The organism is Streptomyces sp. NBC_01335 (assembly GCF_035953295.1).
Classification (GTDB): Bacteria; Actinomycetota; Actinomycetes; order Streptomycetales; family Streptomycetaceae; genus Streptomyces.
The window spans coordinates 1,560,895-1,577,503 of sequence record NZ_CP108370.1 but is presented as its reverse complement, the minus strand read 5'-3'; the positions used below and the strand labels follow the sequence as shown (position 1 = coordinate 1,577,503).

Here is a 16,609-nt window from a genome sequence, read left to right as displayed (position 1 = left end):
ACACACTGCCGTCCGCCGGGCTCCGGCCGAACGACGGCGGTGTGAAGACGCGCCCTGGAAGCACCCCCTGCGTACCCCGCGCACCCCGGCGCTCCGGCGCGCCGGGATGCGCGGGAGCGGCGGGTTGCGTTCCGGCGCGACGCCGGGCGTCCAGGGCGTCCCGGGCGTCGGTTTTTCGTCGTGGCCATCACTCGTGCGAGTGGTACGGAACGGCCGGTTGTCGCCTGGACGGGGGTGCAGCAACGTTCCGGCGGTCGGCAACGCCCGTACGGACTGGCATCCTTGGGGCTGTGCCCGCCGTGGCACGCACCCCTCAACGACGCGGGAAGTCCGGGAGCCAATCGACGTGTCACAGCTGCGAACGGTGCAGGTCCTGGGCGGTGGAGGTGCCGGCAGCGGCGCCCACGTCGGGTCGCTCGCCGCCGGGTTGATCGCGCGGGGGGTGCAGGTCACCGTCTGCGCGCCCGCCGCCGTGGACCTGGTCCACGACTTCTCCGCGACCGGCGCCCGCTTCGCCGCGGTGCCCCGGCGCGGCGACCCGGTCTCCATGGCCGCCCTGCGCTCCGCCTGTCTCGGCGCGGACGTCGTGCACGCGCACGGCCCGCACGCGGCCGTCCGCGCCGCCGCCGCCCTCGGCGGCCTGCGCGTCCCGCTGGTCGTGACCTGGCACGGCCGGGGCCACGCCGAGGGCGCCCGCAGGCGCGTGCGGCATCTGCTGGAGGTCCGGGCGGCCCGGGCGTCCGCCGTCCTGCTCGGTACCTCGTCCGACCTGGTGGACCGGGCCCGCCGCAGGGGCGCCCGGGACGCCCGGCTGGCACCGGTCGCCGCACCCGTCCCCCGTACCGCCGCCGACCCGGCGCACCTCGCCAAGGTCCGCGCCGAACTCGGCGCGGTGGGAAACCCGTTGGTGCTCGCCGCCGGAAGCCTGATGCCACGTCACGGATACGGGGTCCTGCTCGACGCCGTCCGGCTCCTGGGCGCCCTCGACCCGGTGCCCCAGGTGGTCGTCGCCGGAGAGGGCCGCGAGCGGGCCGCCCTGCAACGCCGCATCAAGGGCGAGCGGTTGCCCGTCCGGCTGATCGGTGCCCGCGACGACGTTCCCGAACTCGTCGGTGCGGCCGACCTCGTGGTGATCCCCAGCCGCTGGGAGGCCCGCTCCCACCTCGCGCAGGACGCGCTGCGGGCCGGTACGCCGCTGGTCGCCACCGCTGTCGGCGGCATCCCCGAACTCGTGGGCGACGCTGCCGAACTCGTCCCGTACGGCGACCCCGACGCGCTCGCGCGGGCGATCTCGGGGCTGCTCCGCGACCCGGACCGGCGCGCCCTGCTGGCCGCCGAGGGCCGGGCGCAGGCGACGGGCTGGCCCACCGAGGAGGACACCATCACCCATGTCCTCACGGTCTACGACGAGTTGGCGCAGCCGCTCACCCGGACCCACTGACCTGACGGTCTCTCAGGATGTGGCGGGCTCGATGTTGTGGTTGAGGCGGAACATGTTGTCGGGGTCGTAACGGCGCTTCACCCCGGCGAGCCGCGCGTAGTTCTCCTCGCCGTACGCGGCGACGACGCGCTCGTGCCCCTCCTGGCCGATGAAGTTGAGGTACACCGCGTCGTCCGCCCAGGGCCGGACCCCGGCGCGCGCCTCGTGGACCCAGTGCCGGGCCTGCGCGTCGTCGGCCGGGTCGTCCCAGATGCCGAAGGGGTGCACGACCCAGGGCGATGAACGCCACCGCACGGGCAGATCGGCAGGCCCGCGCGCCACGGCCCCGCCCAGCGGGAAGAGGATGTGCTGCGACCCGGACGGTACGGGCATGGCGCCCGCCGTCGCGCAGAACGCGGTCACCGCCTCGTCGGGGAAGGCGCCCAGGTACTCGGCCGACCAGTAGTTCCGCCGGCCCGGCGGATCGTCCAGCATGCACTGGAGGTCCGCGTACGGAATCCCGGCGACGACCTCCGCCTCGTGGGGGAGGGCCAGCAGCGGTGCGGCGACCTCCCGCAGTCCGTCCTCCGTACCGGCCCAGGTGAGCAGGACCGCGCAGACGGGCTTGCCGACGAGTTGCGGAGGCACGAAGTCCTCGGGCGGACCGGTCAGATAGAGGCAGCCTCCGCCGGCCTCCTCGGGCGCCGACGCCATCAGGTCGCGGAAGGCGGTGACGGCCTCCGGGCCGTCCTCGGGGCGGAAGAAGAGCAGCGCCATGCTCATGGCGGGCAGCTCGTGCAGACGGAGCGTCAGCGAGGTGGCGACGCCGAAGTTCCCGCCGCCGCCGCGCAGCGCCCAGAACAGGTCCTGGTTCTCCCGCTCGCTCGCCCGGACCAGGGAGCCGTCGGCCGTGACCACCTCGGCGGCGAGCAGATTGTCGCAGGCCAGCCCGAACCTCCGCTCCAGCCAGCCCGATCCGCCGCCCAGCGTGAAGCCGCCGACCCCGGTCGTCGACGCCCGCCCACCCGTGGTGGCCAGCGCGAACGGCTCGGTGGCACGGTCCAGATGGCTCATGGTGGCACCGCCGCCCACCCGGGCGGTGCCCGCTTCGCGGTCGACGGTCACCTCGTGCATGCGGCGCAGATCGACGACGAGCCCGCCCTCGCTCGACGCCATGCCCGCCACGCTGTGGCCACCGCCGCGGACGGCGATCTCCAGCTCCTCCGCGCGGGCGCACCGCAGGGCCGAGGCGACGTCCTCGGCGGACGCGCACTGGGCGATCAGGGCGGGACGGCGGTCGATCATGCCGTTGAAGACGGCGCGTGCCTCGTCGTACCCCTCGTCCTCGGGGGTGTGGATCGCGCCGGAGAACCCCTCCCGCAGTGCGGCGAGAGAGCTGTCGAACAGAGTGCGGGGCGTCATGATGCCCCCTTCCGAGGGGCAGAAACGTACCTTCCCAGCGTAGTCCCGGGGCGGGGGGAGAGCCCGGCGGAGAACCCCCCGGGCCCGGTGGGAGAACCCCAGGGCACGGGAGGAGACCCGGTCCCCGACGCGCAGCGTCCCGGCCACCACGGAAGGGTGGCCGGGGCGCGCGTGCGGAAGTGGCGGGTCAGCCCGCGTACGCCCCGCTGGCCGTCAGCCGCAGCGCGGTGTCGATGAGCGGGACGTGGCTGAACGCCTGCGGGAAGTTGCCCACCTGGCGCTGGAGCCGGGAGTCCCACTCCTCGGCGAGCAGCCCCAGGTCGTTGCGGAGCGAGAGCAGCTTCTCGAAGAGCTGGCGGGCCTCGTCGACCCGGCCGATCATCGCCAGGTCGTCCGCCAGCCAGAAGGAGCAGGCGAGGAACGCGCCCTCGTCGCCCTCCAGGCCGTCCACGCCCGCGTCGTCGCCGGAGGTCGGGTAGCGCAGCACGAACCCGTCCTCGGTCGACAGCTCGCGCTGGATGGCCTCGATCGTGCCGATGACCCGCTTGTCGTCCGGCGGGAGGAAGCCCATCTGCGGGATCAGCAGCAGCGAGGCGTCCAGTTCCTTCGAGCCGTAGGACTGCGTGAAGGTGTTGCGCTCGGGGTCGTAGCCCCGGTCGCAGACGTCGCGGTGGATGTCGTCGCGCAGCTCGCGCCACCGCTCCAGTGGGCCTTCCACGTCGCCGGACTCGATCAGCTTGATCGTCCGGTCGACCGCGACCCAGGCCATCACCTTGGAGTGCACGAAGTGCCGGCGGGGGCCGCGCACCTCCCAGATGCCCTCGTCCGGTTCGTACCAGTGCTGCTCCAGGTAGCTGATCAGCTTGAGCTGGAGGCCCATGGCGTAGTCGTTGCGGGTCAGGCCCGTCATGTGCGCCAGGTGGAGCGCCTCGGTGACCTCGCCGTACACGTCGAGCTGGAGCTGGTCCGCCGCGCCGTTGCCGACGCGGACCGGGCCGGAGTTCTCGTAACCGGGCAGCCAGTCCAGCTCCGCCTCGCCGAGCTCACGCTCGCCGGCGATGCCGTACATGATCTGCAGGTTCTCCGGGTCGCCCGCGACGGCCCGCAGCAGCCACTCGCGCCAGGCGCGGGCCTCCTCGCGGTAGCCGGTGCGCAGCAGCGAGGAGAGGGTGATCGCGGCGTCGCGGAGCCAGGTGTAGCGGTAGTCCCAGTTGCGGACGCCCCCGATCTCCTCGGGCAGCGAGGTGGTCGGCGCGGCGACGATGCCACCGGTCGGCGCGTAGGTGAGCGCCTTCAGGGTGATGAGCGAGCGGATCACTGCCTCCCGGTAGGGGCCGTGGTACGTACACTGCGCGACCCACTCCTCCCAGAACCGCTCGGTCGCCTCCAGCGAGCCCTCCGGCTCCGGCAGGGCGGGCGGCTGGTGGTGCGAGGGCTGCCAGCTGATCGTGAAGGCGACGCGGTCGCCGGGGGAGACCGTGAAGTCGGAGTACGTCGTCAGGTCCTTGCCGTACGTCTCCGCCTGCGTGTCCAGCCAGACGGAGTCCGGTCCGGCCACGGCGACGGTGCGGCTGTCCACCTTGTGCACCCAGGGGGTGATCCGGCCGTAGCTGAACCGCATCCGCAGCGACGAGCGCATCGTCACCCGGCCGCTGACGCCCTCCACGATCCGGATGAGCTGGGGGGCGCCGTCACGGGGCGGCATGAAATCGATCACGCGTACGGTGCCGCGCGGCGTGTCCCACTCCGACTCCAGGATGAGGGAGTCGCCGCGATAGCGCCGCCGGTCCGCGGAGGGCGGTTCGGCGGCGGCCTCGGCACCGCCGGCGCCCTCGGACGAGGGCTCCAGCGGCCCCAGGCGCCAGAAGCCGTGCTCCTCGGTACCCAGAAGTCCCGCGAAGATGGCGTGGGAATCGAAGCGCGGCAGGCAGAGCCAGTCGACCGTGCCGTCCCGGCAGACCAGCGCCGCTGTCTGCATGTCTCCGATGAGTGCGTAATCCTCGATGCGCCCGGCCACGTGCGTCTCCAGTCGAACGGCCATGTGTCGCCCCGCTGAGGGGGCGCTTGCTGCGGAATAGGGAAGTGTTCAGGAGGGGTCGATAGAGCCCTTTGGACCGGCGGGAGCGGGCGGGGGTGGTGCCGCGGGCCGACCGTCCCGCTCGTCAGCGAGTGTCCGAGCAGGATACGACGCACCGATGTGATCCGCGCGACGGTTCAGGGATCTTGTCGGCGCCGAACGGGTGGGGCGTGGGACGGGTACGGAGGAAACGTGGTGCTCGTGCGGGGCCTGTGACCGGAAGCAGGCTCTCCAGGTCGCTGTTAGGCTGGTAGCCCGTGGACCGGTGGTCGTACGCGAGAGCGGACGAGGCCCCCGAACCGCAGCGACGGCACCCCCGGAATCTCCGGTTCGGCAGCCGGTACGTACCCCAGATTCGCTACCACGGGAGCCCCCTCTTGGCTATGCAGCCCACATCCACGACGACCAAGCACATCTTCGTCACCGGGGGTGTCGCCTCCTCCCTCGGCAAGGGTCTGACTGCCTCCAGCCTGGGTGCCCTGCTCAAGGCGCGTGGTCTCCGGGTCACGATGCAGAAGCTCGACCCGTACCTCAACGTCGACCCCGGCACGATGAACCCGTTCCAGCACGGTGAGGTGTTCGTCACCAACGACGGCGCCGAGACCGACCTGGACATCGGCCACTACGAGCGCTTCCTCGACGTCGACCTCGACGGCTCCGCCAACGTCACGACCGGGCAGGTCTACTCCCAGGTCATCGCCAAGGAGCGGCGCGGCGAGTACCTCGGCGACACCGTCCAGGTCATCCCGCACATCACCAACGAGATCAAGTCCCGCATCCGCCGCATGGCGACCGGTGACGTCGACGTGGTCATCACCGAGGTCGGCGGCACCGTCGGCGACATCGAGTCGCTGCCGTTCCTGGAGACCGTCCGCCAGGTGCGCCACGAGGTCGGCCGGGACAACGTCTTCGTCGTGCACATCTCGCTGCTGCCCTACATCGGCCCCTCCGGCGAGCTGAAGACCAAGCCGACCCAGCACTCGGTGGCCGCGCTCCGCAACATCGGCATCCAGCCGGACGCCATCGTGCTGCGCGCCGACCGCGACGTCCCCACCGCCATCAAGCGCAAGATCTCGCTGATGTGCGACGTGGACGAGAGCGCCGTCGTCGCCTGCGTCGACGCCAAGTCGATCTACGACATCCCGAAGGTGCTGCACACCGAGGGCCTGGACGCCTACGTCGTGCGCAAGCTCGACCTGCCCTTCCGCGACGTGGACTGGAGCACCTGGGACGACCTGCTGGACCGCGTCCACAACCCCGACCACGAGGTCACGGTCGCCCTGGTCGGCAAGTACATCGACCTCCCCGACGCCTACCTCTCGGTCACCGAGGCCATCCGGGCCGGCGGCTTCGCGAACAAGGCCCGCGTCAAGGTCGAGTGGGTCACCTCCGACGACTGCAAGACCCCGGCCGGCGCCGCCCGCCACCTCGCGGGCGTGGACGCCATCTGCATCCCCGGCGGCTTCGGCGAGCGCGGTGTCGACGGCAAGGTGGGCGCCATCCAGTACGCCCGCGAGAACAAGGTGCCGCTGCTCGGCCTCTGCCTGGGTCTCCAGTGCATCGTGATCGAGGCGGCCCGCAACGTCGCCGGCATCCCGGACGCCAACTCCACCGAGTTCGACGCCGCGACCTCGCACCCCGTCATCTCCACCATGGAGGAGCAGCTCGCCTACGTCGAGGGCGCGGGCGACCTGGGCGGCACCATGCGCCTGGGCCTCTACCCGGCGAAGCTCGCCGAGGGCTCCCTCGTCCGTGAGGCGTACGCCGGCGAGCCGTACGTCGAGGAGCGCCACCGTCACCGCTACGAGGTGAACAACGCCTACCGCTCGGAGCTGGAGAAGAAGGCCGGACTGGTCTTCTCCGGCACCTCCCCGGACAACAAGCTCGTCGAGTACGTCGAGTACCCGCGCGAGGTCCACCCCTACCTCGTCGCCACCCAGGCCCACCCGGAGCTGCGCTCCCGCCCGACCCGCCCGCACCCGCTCTTCGCGGGTCTGGTGAAGGCCGCCGTCGCCCGCCAGGCGGAGGCCGCCGCGTCGGGCGAGTAGTCCCGAGGCATTACCGTTGACCGGGGTACGCGTCCGCCGAGGACGGGTACCCCGGTTTTTCGTTCGTGACGCGGGAGGACGCAGATGGGCATCCAGGACAGGGCCGAGGAATGGCAGGTCACCGCGACGGTGACGCCCTTCACCGGCAACAAGACCAGCGTCCGCACCGACGACGTCGTGATGCCCGACGGCACGGTCGTCGGACGGGACTACCAGGTCCACCCCGGCTCCGTCGCGATCCTGGCGATCGACGAGGAGGACCACGTCCTGGTGCTGCGTCAGTACCGCCACCCGGTGCGCCAGAAGCTCTGGGAGATCCCGGCCGGACTGCTCGACGTCCCCGGCGAGAACCCGCTGGCCGCCGCCCAGCGCGAGCTGTACGAGGAGGCGCACGTCAAGGCTGAGGACTGGCGGGTCCTGACCGACGTCTACACCAGTCCCGGCGGTTCGGACGAGGCGGTCCGCATCTTCCTCGCCCGCGACCTCTCCGAGGCGGTCGGCGAGCGGTTCGAGGTCTCCGAGGAGGAGGCCGACATGGAGCAGGCGCGGGTCCCGCTGGCGGATCTGGTGCGGGGCGTCCTCGCGGGCGAACTGCACAACAGCTGCATGGTCATGGGGGTCCTGGCGCTGACCGCCGCCCGCGCGGGGGACGGCGAGGGCTCGCTGCGCCCGGCGGAATCCCCCTGGCCGGCCCGGCCGTTCGAGGCGTAGGCCGCCTGTCGTTCCGTGCCAGGTTGCCCGTCGGACGATCGTAAGAATCGCTGATCCGATCGGGCGATGTCTCCGCCCCGCTCCGCCCTGATCGGCGGCACCGCTGAACTAGGCTCGAAAGGCCCGCCGGAACTCCGGCGGGCACCGGGTGCGGCGAAGTGGAGCGTGGCTCGTGACGGATCAGGCGGTGGACACCAGCGGCCCGGCCCGAGCGCCCCGCACCGAGGAGCCCTCCCGCACGGCCCCACCCGAACTTTTCGGCCGTCAACGCGAGTTGAAGGCCCTTCAGGAGGACATCGAACGGGCCGGGCTGAACACCCTGGCCGGCCGCAAGGCGGCCCGCGCCCGCGTCCTGCTGATCGCCGGACGCGCCGGATCCGGGCGCAGCGCCCTCGCCGCCGCCTTCGCCCACACCCTGACCCGAACGCCCCCCACCGGCGGCTCCACGGGCCCGCTGCCCTGGGCCGCGCCCGGTACCGGAAGCGGCGACTACCCGGACGGTGTGCTGCGTGTCGCCCTGACCGACTCCGGCGGCACCCCGGTGCCTCCCGAACGCACCGCCCGCGAGATCCTCGGCCTGCTCTCCCTCGCCGCCCCGCCCGGCGCGGACGCCGACGAGCTCACCGAGATGGTCCGCGAGGCCCTCGCCGTGCGGCGGCTGCTGCTCGTGCTCGACGACGCGGTGGACGCCGAGCAGGTGGACCCCCTCCTGCCGGACGGCCCCGGCTGCCTGGTGCTGGCCACCGCTACCGGCCCGCTGACCGGCGTCCCCGACGTCCGCCCCTGCACCATCGGCGGGCTGGACACCGGCTCAGCCGTGCGCCTCCTCGCCGGGGTGATCGGCCAGGTGCGGATCACCGTGGACCCCCGGACCGCCGAGACCCTCGTGGAGGAGTGCGGCGGGCAGCCCGCGGCGCTGCTGCTCGTCGCGGGGTGGATCGCCGCCCGTCCGACCGCCTCCGTCGCCGACGCCACCCAGCACCTGCGGGGGACCCCGGAGGACACCGACCAGCCGGTGGGCGCCCGCCCGCTGGCCCGCGCCTTCCGGATGGCGCACGACGCCCTGCTGGAGACCCCCGCCCGGATGCTGCGACTGCTCGCGCTCGCGCCCGCCGGCCTCGCCGACGCGCACACCGCCTCCGCGCTGGCCGGCTGCTCCGTCTCCGCCGCCCGCCGGACCCTCGACGACTTCGTCGGCCTCGGCCTGCTGCGTACCGACGGCGCCGCCGAGCCCCAGTACGAGGTACCGGGCTGCCTCGCGCCCCTGGTGCGGGCGCTCCTGGAGGAACGCGACCGGCCGGCCGAGACCGAGCTGGCCCGGGCCCGGATGCTGGAGCGCACCGTACGGCTGCTCCACTCCTGCCGGGCGGTCACCGATCCGGAGGGCTCCCCGGCCCGACGCAAGCTCGCCGGGCTCCCCAAGGCGCTCCGGTTCCCCGGCCCGGAGGAGGCCGCCGTCTGGCTGCGCGTCAGGCTGCCCTCGCTGGTGGCCGCCGCCCGCATGGCGGTGGCGGACGGAGAGCTGGACACCCTCGCCCGCCGCCTGGTCGCCGCCCTGGTGCGGGCGCTCGCGGCCCACCTCGGCACGGAGGCCGCCGCCCCCGAGCTGTACGGGCTGCACGGCCTGGTGCTCGACGTGGCGGAGCGCCGGGGGCTGCACCGGGAGCGCGCCGCCGCGCTGCTCAACCTCGCCGACCTCGACGCCTCCACCGGCCGCACCCGCACCGCCCTGACCCGCTACCGCGCCGCGCTGGACGCCGGGCGGGAGGCGAAGGACCTGTACGCCACCGGCCGCGCCATGGAGTCCGTCGGAGGCGCCTACGCCGAGCTGGGGGACTACCCGCGCGCCTCCGACTGGTACGGCCGGGCGCTCGCGCAGCGCCTCGCACAGGGCGACCGGGAGGGCGAGGCGCGGCTCTACGGGCGGCTCGGCGCGGTGCACGCGTACGCCGGGCGGTACGGCGAGGCGCTGCGCAACTGGCGGGCCGCCGCGGCCGGCCTGCGCAGGCTCGGCGACCTTCCCGCCCAGGCCAGGGCGCTCAGCGAGGCGGCCAGGGTCCAGGAGTACGCGGGCCGCCCGCACGACTCGCTGCGCACCTGCCGGGAGGCGGTCGACCTGGCCCGGCAGGCCGAGGACGTGCGGCTCCAGGCGGCTCTGCAGCTGCGGCTGGCCGACACCCTGGACCGGCTCGGCGACCCCGCTGCCGCAGCGCTGCACCGGGCGACGGCGGAGAGGCTGCTGGGCGAGGAAGGATCTGCCTGCGAAAACATTGGCGTCCCGGTCGAAAATTAGTTCTTTGCAAGGCTAGACAGCGGGAAGTCCTTCATTAGACTGGCTCTGCCGCATGTCCCCGCGATGTCCTCGCGGGTGCTGCGCATTTCTGTGCGAGTCCGTGCAAAACGGCGTACATCCGGCCCTTGGCCGACCGTCCGCTGCCGGGCGCCCCTCCGAGCCAAGGACCGTGATCGACGTGAAGGTCGGCATCCCCCGCGAAGTCAAGAACAACGAGTTCCGGGTGGCGATCACGCCCGCCGGAGTGCACGAGCTGGTCCGCCACGGCCACGAGGTCGTCGTCGAACGGAACGCCGGCGCGGGCTCGTCCATCACGGACGAGGAGTACACCGCCGCCGGGGCGCGCATCCTGCCCACCGCCGACGAGGTCTGGGCCGCGGCCGACCTGCTGCTCAAGGTCAAGGAGCCGGTCGCCGAGGAGTACCACCGGCTGCGCAAGGGCCAGACCCTCTTCACCTACCTCCACCTCGCCGCCTCCCGCGCGTGCGCCGACGCGCTGCTGGAGTCCGGCACCACCGCCATCGCGTACGAGACCGTCGAGACCGCGAACCGCGCACTGCCGCTGCTCGCCCCCATGTCCGAGGTCGCGGGCCGGCTGGCCCCGCAGGTCGGCGCGTACCACCTGATGCGCTCGGCGGGCGGCCGGGGCGTGCTGCCCGGCGGCGTCCCCGGCACGGCCGCCGCCAGGGCGGTCGTCATCGGCGGCGGCGTCTCCGGCTGGAACGCCACCCAGATCGCCGTGGGGCTCGGCTTCCACGTCACCCTGCTCGACCGTGACGTCAGCAAGCTGCGCGAGGCCGACAAGGTCTTCGGGACCCGGGTGCAGACTGTGGTCTCCAACGCCTTCGAACTGGAGAAGGCGGTCGTCGAGGCCGACCTCGTCATCGGTGCCGTCCTCATCCCGGGCGCGAAGGCCCCGAAGTTGGTCACCAACGAGCTCGTCGCCAAGATGAAGCCCGGAAGTGTTCTTGTCGACATTGCGATCGACCAGGGCGGCTGCTTCGAGGACTCGCACCCGACCACGCACGCCGAACCGACCTTCACGGTCCACGGCTCGGTGTTCTACTGCGTCGCGAACATGCCCGGCGCGGTTCCGAACACCTCCACCTACGCCCTCACCAACGCCACGCTCCCGTACATCGTCGAGCTGGCCAACCGGGGCTGGGTCGAGGCGCTGCGCCGTGACTCCGCGCTGGCCAAGGGCCTCAACACCCATGACGGGCAAGTGGTTTACCGCGAGGTGGCCGACGCGCACGACCTTCCGCACGTCGAGCTGAGCTCGCTCGTCGGCTGACGGGCCGGCCTCGTTCCGCGCGTCGTTCCGTCAATCCCGCACCTCCGGCCGGACCTTGTGCGTCAGGGTCCGGCCGGTCGTGCGCCGGGGCTCCGGAGGTGCTGGTCAACTCGCGCTGAACGTCCGGCTTCTCCCGATTCGTTCCCTCGTGAAAAGCGCGCCTTGCTCCCCGTGCACCCTTGACAGGAGGGTGTTCGATTGCAGACACATCGGGCCGGGTCCGGCGGATTGTGTTGCTGCGGACCGGTGACACGCCATAGAGTCGCCCATCGTCGGCATGGTGCCACGCTGACCTATCGATAAGTTTCCTGGTCGCATCCAAGGAGGTAAGACGACTTGTGAATGAGTCGACATTTACTCCCGGGGGTGGTCAACCAGGGATGCCTGCACGGGGTCAGGGCCCGAACGGGCTCGAAGCTGTCGGCTCCGTCGCGGTCCGCACCTTCGCGACCCACCAGCACATGACGACGCCCCCCCAGATGATGGACGGCCTACACGTGAACGCCATGGCCGGCAACGAGAGTGGCCGCGACACCGCCCACCTCGCCGACTTCGCCGAGATGCCCGAGGGGCACTTCTACGACCCCGACGCCGAGTACGAACCCGATCCGGAGTACGCGGCCACACTCGCCCCCGACGCGGCGCGCCAGCGCCGTGAGCGGATCGGCCCGACCGGGCGCCCCTTGCCCTACTTCCCGATCCCGGGACCGCTGACCGAACACGGTCCCGCCAAGATCATCGCGATGTGCAACCAGAAGGGCGGGGTGGGCAAGACCACCTCGACCATCAACCTGGGTGCCGCGCTCGCCGAGTACGGACGCCGTGTCCTGCTCGTCGACTTCGACCCGCAGGGCGCCCTCTCGGTCGGCCTCGGCGTCAACCCGATGGAGCTGGACCTCACCGTCTACAACCTGCTCATGGAGCGGGGCATGTCGGCCGACGAGGTACTGCTGAAGACCGCGGTCCCCAACATGGACCTGCTGCCCAGCAACATCGACCTGTCCGCCGCCGAGGTGCAGCTCGTCAGCGAGGTGGCCCGCGAGTCGACCCTGCAGCGCGCGCTCAAGCCGCTGATGGCCGACTACGACTACATCGTGATCGACTGCCAGCCCTCGCTCGGCCTGCTCACCGTGAACGCCCTGACGGCCGCTCACAAGGTGATCGTGCCGCTGGAGTGCGAGTTCTTCGCACTGCGCGGTGTGGCGCTCCTCACCGAGACCATCGAGAAGGTCCAGGAGCGGCTCAACCCCGAGCTGGAGCTCGACGGCATCCTCGCCACGATGTACGACTCCCGTACGGTGCACAGCCGCGAGGTGCTCGCCCGCGTGGTGGAGGCCTTCGACGACCACGTCTACCACACGGTCATCGGGCGCACGGTGCGCTTCCCGGAGACCACGGTCGCCGGTGAGCCCATCACCACCTACGCGTCGAACTCGGTCGGCGCCGCCGCCTACCGACAGCTCGCCAGGGAGGTGCTCGCCCGGTGTCACGCCGAGTGAGTCTGCCCGGTGCCGACGAACTGTTCCGCACCACCGGGGGCATGGGACTCCAGTCCTCCTCCCCGGCGGAGCGGCGGCGCAAGGCGAACGGCGAGGCACGGGTTCCCGCACCCGCCGGGGAGGGCGACGCAGCGCCGTCCTCCCCGGCGGGCGGCGGCGCCCCACCGGAGCGGCCGACGGGGCGCGAGGGCGCTTCCGCACCCGACGCCGAAGGGGTCGACCCGCGTGGACGCGTCGGCGGCCCCGAGCGCGTGACGGTCCCCCGGACCGGCCCCGGACCCCAGGGCCGGCCGCCGGCCCAGGAGCAGACCGGGGCGCCCCAGCAGCAGCGCGGACGCGGTACCGGCCAGGGCAGGGGCGCCAACCGGCGGCCCAGCGGCCGGGAGCGGCACGACGAGAAGATCACGGTCTACGTCTCGGCCGAGGAACTGATGGACCTCGAACACGCCCGGCTGGTCCTGCGCGGCGAGCACGGGCTCGCCGTCGACCGCGGGCGCATCGTCCGCGAGGCGGTCGCCGTCGTCCTCGCCGACCTGGAATCCCGCGGCGACGCGAGCATCCTCGTACGGCGGCTGCGCGGCCGCTGAGCGGTCCGCCGCGGGTAGCCTGCCCGGCAGGGCCGCAAACCCTGCCGCCCGCCCCGCGCGGCCGGCTCCCGCTCCCGCCGGACGCCGGGCCCGTACGAGACGGCACGGCCGGTCCGCCGCCCGCCGTACACCTGGACTGTTCACGTGCCGCTGCCGACGACCGACGACTCCTCCGCCCCGCGCCGCCGCGCCCTCGGGCGTGGGCCGGGGGCGGCCGGAGCGGCGCCGCCGGGAGAAGCGGCACCCGCAGTCCCCGAGGTCTCCGCAGTCCCCGCAGTCCCCGAGGCGACCGAGGCGACCGAGGCGCTGCGCGCGCCTCCAGCGCCTGCGGAGCCGTCCGGGGCGCCCGAGGGGCCCGACGCGCCTCCGGAGCCGCCGAAGGGCCCTCAGGGGCCTCCGGAGGACGGCAGGCGGTTCACCGTACGGCTGGCGAACTTCGAAGGCCCCTTCGATCTGCTGCTCCAGCTGATCACCCGGCACCGGCTGGACGTGACCGAGGTCGCGCTCTCCAAGGTCACCGACGAGTTCATGGCCCACATCCGCGCGATGGGCGCGGACTGGGACCTCGACCAGACCACCGAGTTCCTGGTCGTCGCCGCGACCCTGCTCGACCTGAAGGCCGCCCGGCTGCTGCCCACCGCCGAGGTGGAGGACGAGGCCGACCTCGCCCTCCTGGAGGCGCGGGACCTGCTCTTCGCGCGGCTGCTCCAGTACCGGGCGTACAAGCGCGTCGCCGACATCTTCAGCGACCGGCTGGACGCCGAGTCGCGCCGCTTCCCCCGTACGGTCGGGCTGGAGCCGCACCACGCGGCGCTGCTGCCCGAGGTCGTCCTCAGCATCGGCCCCGAGGGGTTCGCGCGGCTGGCCGCGAAGGCCATGCAGCCCCGGCCCGAACCTCAGGTGTACGTGGACCACATCCACGCCCCGCTGGTCAGCGTGCGCGAGCAGGCGGGCATCGTGGTCGCGCTGCTGCGCCGGTCCGGCGGGGCCAGCTTCCGCGAACTCACCGAGGACGCGGCCGACACCCTCACGGTGGTGGCCCGCTTCCTGGCACTGCTGGAGCTGTACCGGGAGAAGGCGGTCGCGCTGGACCAGGAGGAGGCGCTCGGCGAGCTCCTCGTGCGGTGGTGCGGCGGCCAGGACGCGGAACCCGTCGTGACCGACGAATTCGACAGGCACGTGGAACCGGACGCGGAGGAGGGCGTGGAGCCGTGAGTGGAGTCGCTGGAGCCGGTGGATCCGCCGGCGTCACGGACGGGCCGGTGCACGGGGGCGCACCGCGGCACGGCGGGGCATGGAGGTTCGCCGACGAGGCGGAGCCCGGACACGACGGTGGGCCCGCCGGGTCCGGGAGCGTCGCGGACCTGGAGCTGAAGCCCGCCCTGGAGGCGGTCCTGATGGTCGTGGACGAGCCGGCCACCGAGGACCACCTCGCCAAGGTCCTCCAGCGGTCCCCGAGGGCCGTGGCCCTCGCGCTGCGGGAGCTGGCCGACGAGTACACCGCCCAGCGCCGTGGATTCGATCTGAGACTGGTGGCGGGCGGCTGGCGGTTCTACAGCCGGCCCGCCTACGCGGAGGCCGTGGAGAGCTTCGTCCTGGACGGCCGGCAGGCCCGTCTCACCCAGGCGGCACTGGAGACCCTGGCGGTCGTCGCGTACCGCCAGCCGGTCAGCCGTTCGAGGGTCTCGGCGGTGCGCGGAGTGAACTGCGACGGGGTCATGCGGACCCTCCTCCAGCGCGCTCTGGTCGAGGAGGCGGGGACGGAACCCGAAACAGGTGCGATCCTGTACAGGACGACGAACTACTTTCTGGAGCGTATGGGCCTGCGTGGTCTGGACGAGCTCCCGGAACTCGCTCCCTTCCTCCCGGAAGCGGACGCGATCGAGGCTGAGACGCTAGAGGGTGTGCCGTCGTTCGATCCGGACGCACCGGACACCCCGGATACTCACGCAGACGACAAGACGGAATTTTGATGCGAAGCAGTGGCAGGAACAGCGGAAGCGGCAGCAGCGGCGGCGGCAACCGGAACCCCCGGGGCGGCAGCGGCGGGTCCTTCCGGAAGCCCCAGGGCGGCGGTCAGGGCGGTGGCCAGGGCGGCCGCGGTCAGGGCGGCCAGGGCGGTCGCGGGCCGGCCCAGGGCCGAGGCGGGCGCGACGACCAGCAGGAGCAGCGTCCGCGCCGCCCCCGCCCGGAGGAGCGCCGTTACGACGTGGGCCCCTCGACCAGTTCGTCGGGCGCCGGCGACAGCGAAGCGCGCAAGGGCCGCGGTGCCTCGGCCCGCGGCGGCGCCAAGGGCGGACCCAAGTCCCCGCAGCCGGGCAACGCCCGCGGCGGCTTCCGGCGCGGCCCCTCGGGCCAGGCCCGGCCGCGCGAGCTGGACGCGAAGATCGAGCAGCGCAACCGCGACCGGTACGCGGACAAGCCGGACTTCAAGGTGGTCAGGACCCACCCGGGCGCCGAGCAGGAGGGCGAGCGGCTGCAGAAGGTCCTCGCCCGGGCCGGCATGGGCTCGCGGCGGGCCTGCGAGGAGCTGATCGAGCAGGCGCGCGTCGAGGTCAACGGCGAGATCGTGCTGGAGCAGGGCAAGCGCGTCGACCCGCAGAAGGACGAGATCAAGGTCGACGGACTGACCGTCGCGACCCAGTCGTACCTCTTCTTCGCGCTGAACAAGCCGGCCGGTGTCGTCTCCTCGATGGAGGACCCGGACGGCCGTCAGTGCCTCGGCGACTACGTCACCAACCGTGAGACGCGGCTCTTCCACGTCGGCCGGCTGGACACCGAGACCGAGGGCATCATCATGCTCACCAACCACGGTGAGCTCGCCCACCGCCTCACCCACCCGAAGTACGGCGTGAAGAAGACGTACCTCGCGGCGATCCAGGGCCCGCTCCCGCGCGATTTGGGCAAGCGGCTCAAGGACGGCATCCAGCTGGAGGACGGGTACGCCCGCGCCGACCACTTCCGGGTCGTCGAGAACACCGGCAAGAACTACCTGGTCGAGGTGACCCTCCACGAGGGCCGCAAGCACATCGTCCGCCGGATGCTCTCCGAGGCCGGCTTCCCCGTCGACCGGCTGGTGCGGACGTCCTTCGGGCCGATCCCGCTGGGCGACCAGAAGTCCGGCTGGCTGCGCCGCCTGACCAACACCGAGGTCGGCATGCTGATGCGCGAGGTCGGTCTGTAGCCCTTCCCGGCTCTGCGAAGGCCCGCGGCCGGTTCCGTTCGAACTTTCTGAACGGAACCGGCCGCGGGCCTTTC

12 protein-coding genes are annotated in these 16,609 nt (G+C 72.7%); 10 read left to right on the top strand and 2 right to left on the bottom strand.

Annotated elements, in window-relative coordinates; genetic code table 11:
- Positions 1 to 346 precede the first annotated feature (346 nt).
- The gene (locus tag OG599_RS06480; protein ID WP_327174984.1) at positions 347 to 1,441 is read left to right on the top strand and encodes a glycosyltransferase family 4 protein; all 1,095 of its coding nucleotides are present in this window, start codon (positions 347 to 349) and stop codon (positions 1,439 to 1,441) included.
- A 12-nt stretch (positions 1,442 to 1,453) separates the two neighbouring features.
- Here the strand turns inward: OG599_RS06480 and OG599_RS06475 are convergent, their stop codons facing one another.
- Entirely contained in the window at positions 1,454 to 2,842 is a 1,389-nt protein-coding gene (locus tag OG599_RS06475; RefSeq protein ID WP_327174983.1) for an FAD-binding oxidoreductase, read from the bottom strand.
- Positions 2,843 to 3,029: 187 nt separating this feature from the next.
- Entirely contained in the window at positions 3,030 to 4,859 is a 1,830-nt protein-coding gene (locus OG599_RS06470; protein WP_327179941.1) for a glycoside hydrolase family 15 protein, read from the bottom strand.
- A 443-nt stretch (positions 4,860 to 5,302) separates the two neighbouring features.
- Between OG599_RS06470 and OG599_RS06465 the strand changes: the two genes are divergently transcribed.
- From OG599_RS06465 to OG599_RS06425, 9 genes are all read left to right on the top strand, one after another.
- Positions 5,303 to 6,967 carry a CTP synthase gene (locus OG599_RS06465; RefSeq protein ID WP_327174982.1) on the top strand — a complete coding sequence of 555 codons (1,665 nt, stop codon included), beginning with the start codon at positions 5,303 to 5,305 and terminating at the stop codon, positions 6,965 to 6,967.
- 84 nt (positions 6,968 to 7,051) lie between these two features.
- Positions 7,052 to 7,678, top strand: coding sequence for an NUDIX hydrolase (locus OG599_RS06460; RefSeq protein ID WP_327174981.1), 627 nt, complete (start codon positions 7,052 to 7,054; stop codon positions 7,676 to 7,678).
- 172 nt (positions 7,679 to 7,850) lie between these two features.
- Positions 7,851 to 9,971 (top strand): tetratricopeptide repeat protein, encoded by a 2,121-nt coding sequence (locus tag OG599_RS06455; RefSeq protein WP_327174980.1) that lies wholly within the window; start codon positions 7,851 to 7,853, stop codon positions 9,969 to 9,971.
- 178 nt (positions 9,972 to 10,149) lie between these two features.
- Positions 10,150 to 11,265: an alanine dehydrogenase gene (gene ald, locus OG599_RS06450; RefSeq protein WP_327179940.1), complete on the top strand. Its 1,116-nt coding sequence runs from the start codon at positions 10,150 to 10,152 to the stop codon at positions 11,263 to 11,265.
- A gap of 380 nt (positions 11,266 to 11,645) precedes the next feature.
- Positions 11,646 to 12,764 (top strand): ParA family protein, encoded by a 1,119-nt coding sequence (locus tag OG599_RS06445; RefSeq protein WP_327174979.1) that lies wholly within the window; start codon positions 11,646 to 11,648, stop codon positions 12,762 to 12,764.
- On the top strand, positions 12,761 to 13,351 hold the full coding sequence (locus OG599_RS06440) for a hypothetical protein (RefSeq protein WP_327179939.1): 591 nt from the start codon (positions 12,761 to 12,763) through the stop codon (positions 13,349 to 13,351). The genes OG599_RS06445 and OG599_RS06440 overlap by 4 nt, the downstream gene beginning before the upstream one ends.
- Positions 13,352 to 13,501: 150 nt before the next feature.
- Positions 13,502 to 14,566: a segregation and condensation protein A gene (locus tag OG599_RS06435; protein WP_327179938.1), complete on the top strand. Its 1,065-nt coding sequence runs from the start codon at positions 13,502 to 13,504 to the stop codon at positions 14,564 to 14,566.
- Between the two features lie 149 nt (positions 14,567 to 14,715).
- Entirely contained in the window at positions 14,716 to 15,324 is a 609-nt protein-coding gene (gene scpB / locus OG599_RS06430; protein ID WP_327179937.1) for an SMC-Scp complex subunit ScpB, read from the top strand.
- Positions 15,324 to 16,535, top strand: a complete 1,212-nt coding sequence (locus OG599_RS06425; protein ID WP_266702858.1) for a pseudouridine synthase — start codon at positions 15,324 to 15,326, stop codon at positions 16,533 to 16,535. The genes scpB and OG599_RS06425 overlap by 1 nt, the downstream gene beginning before the upstream one ends.
- Positions 16,536 to 16,609 lie beyond the last annotated feature (74 nt).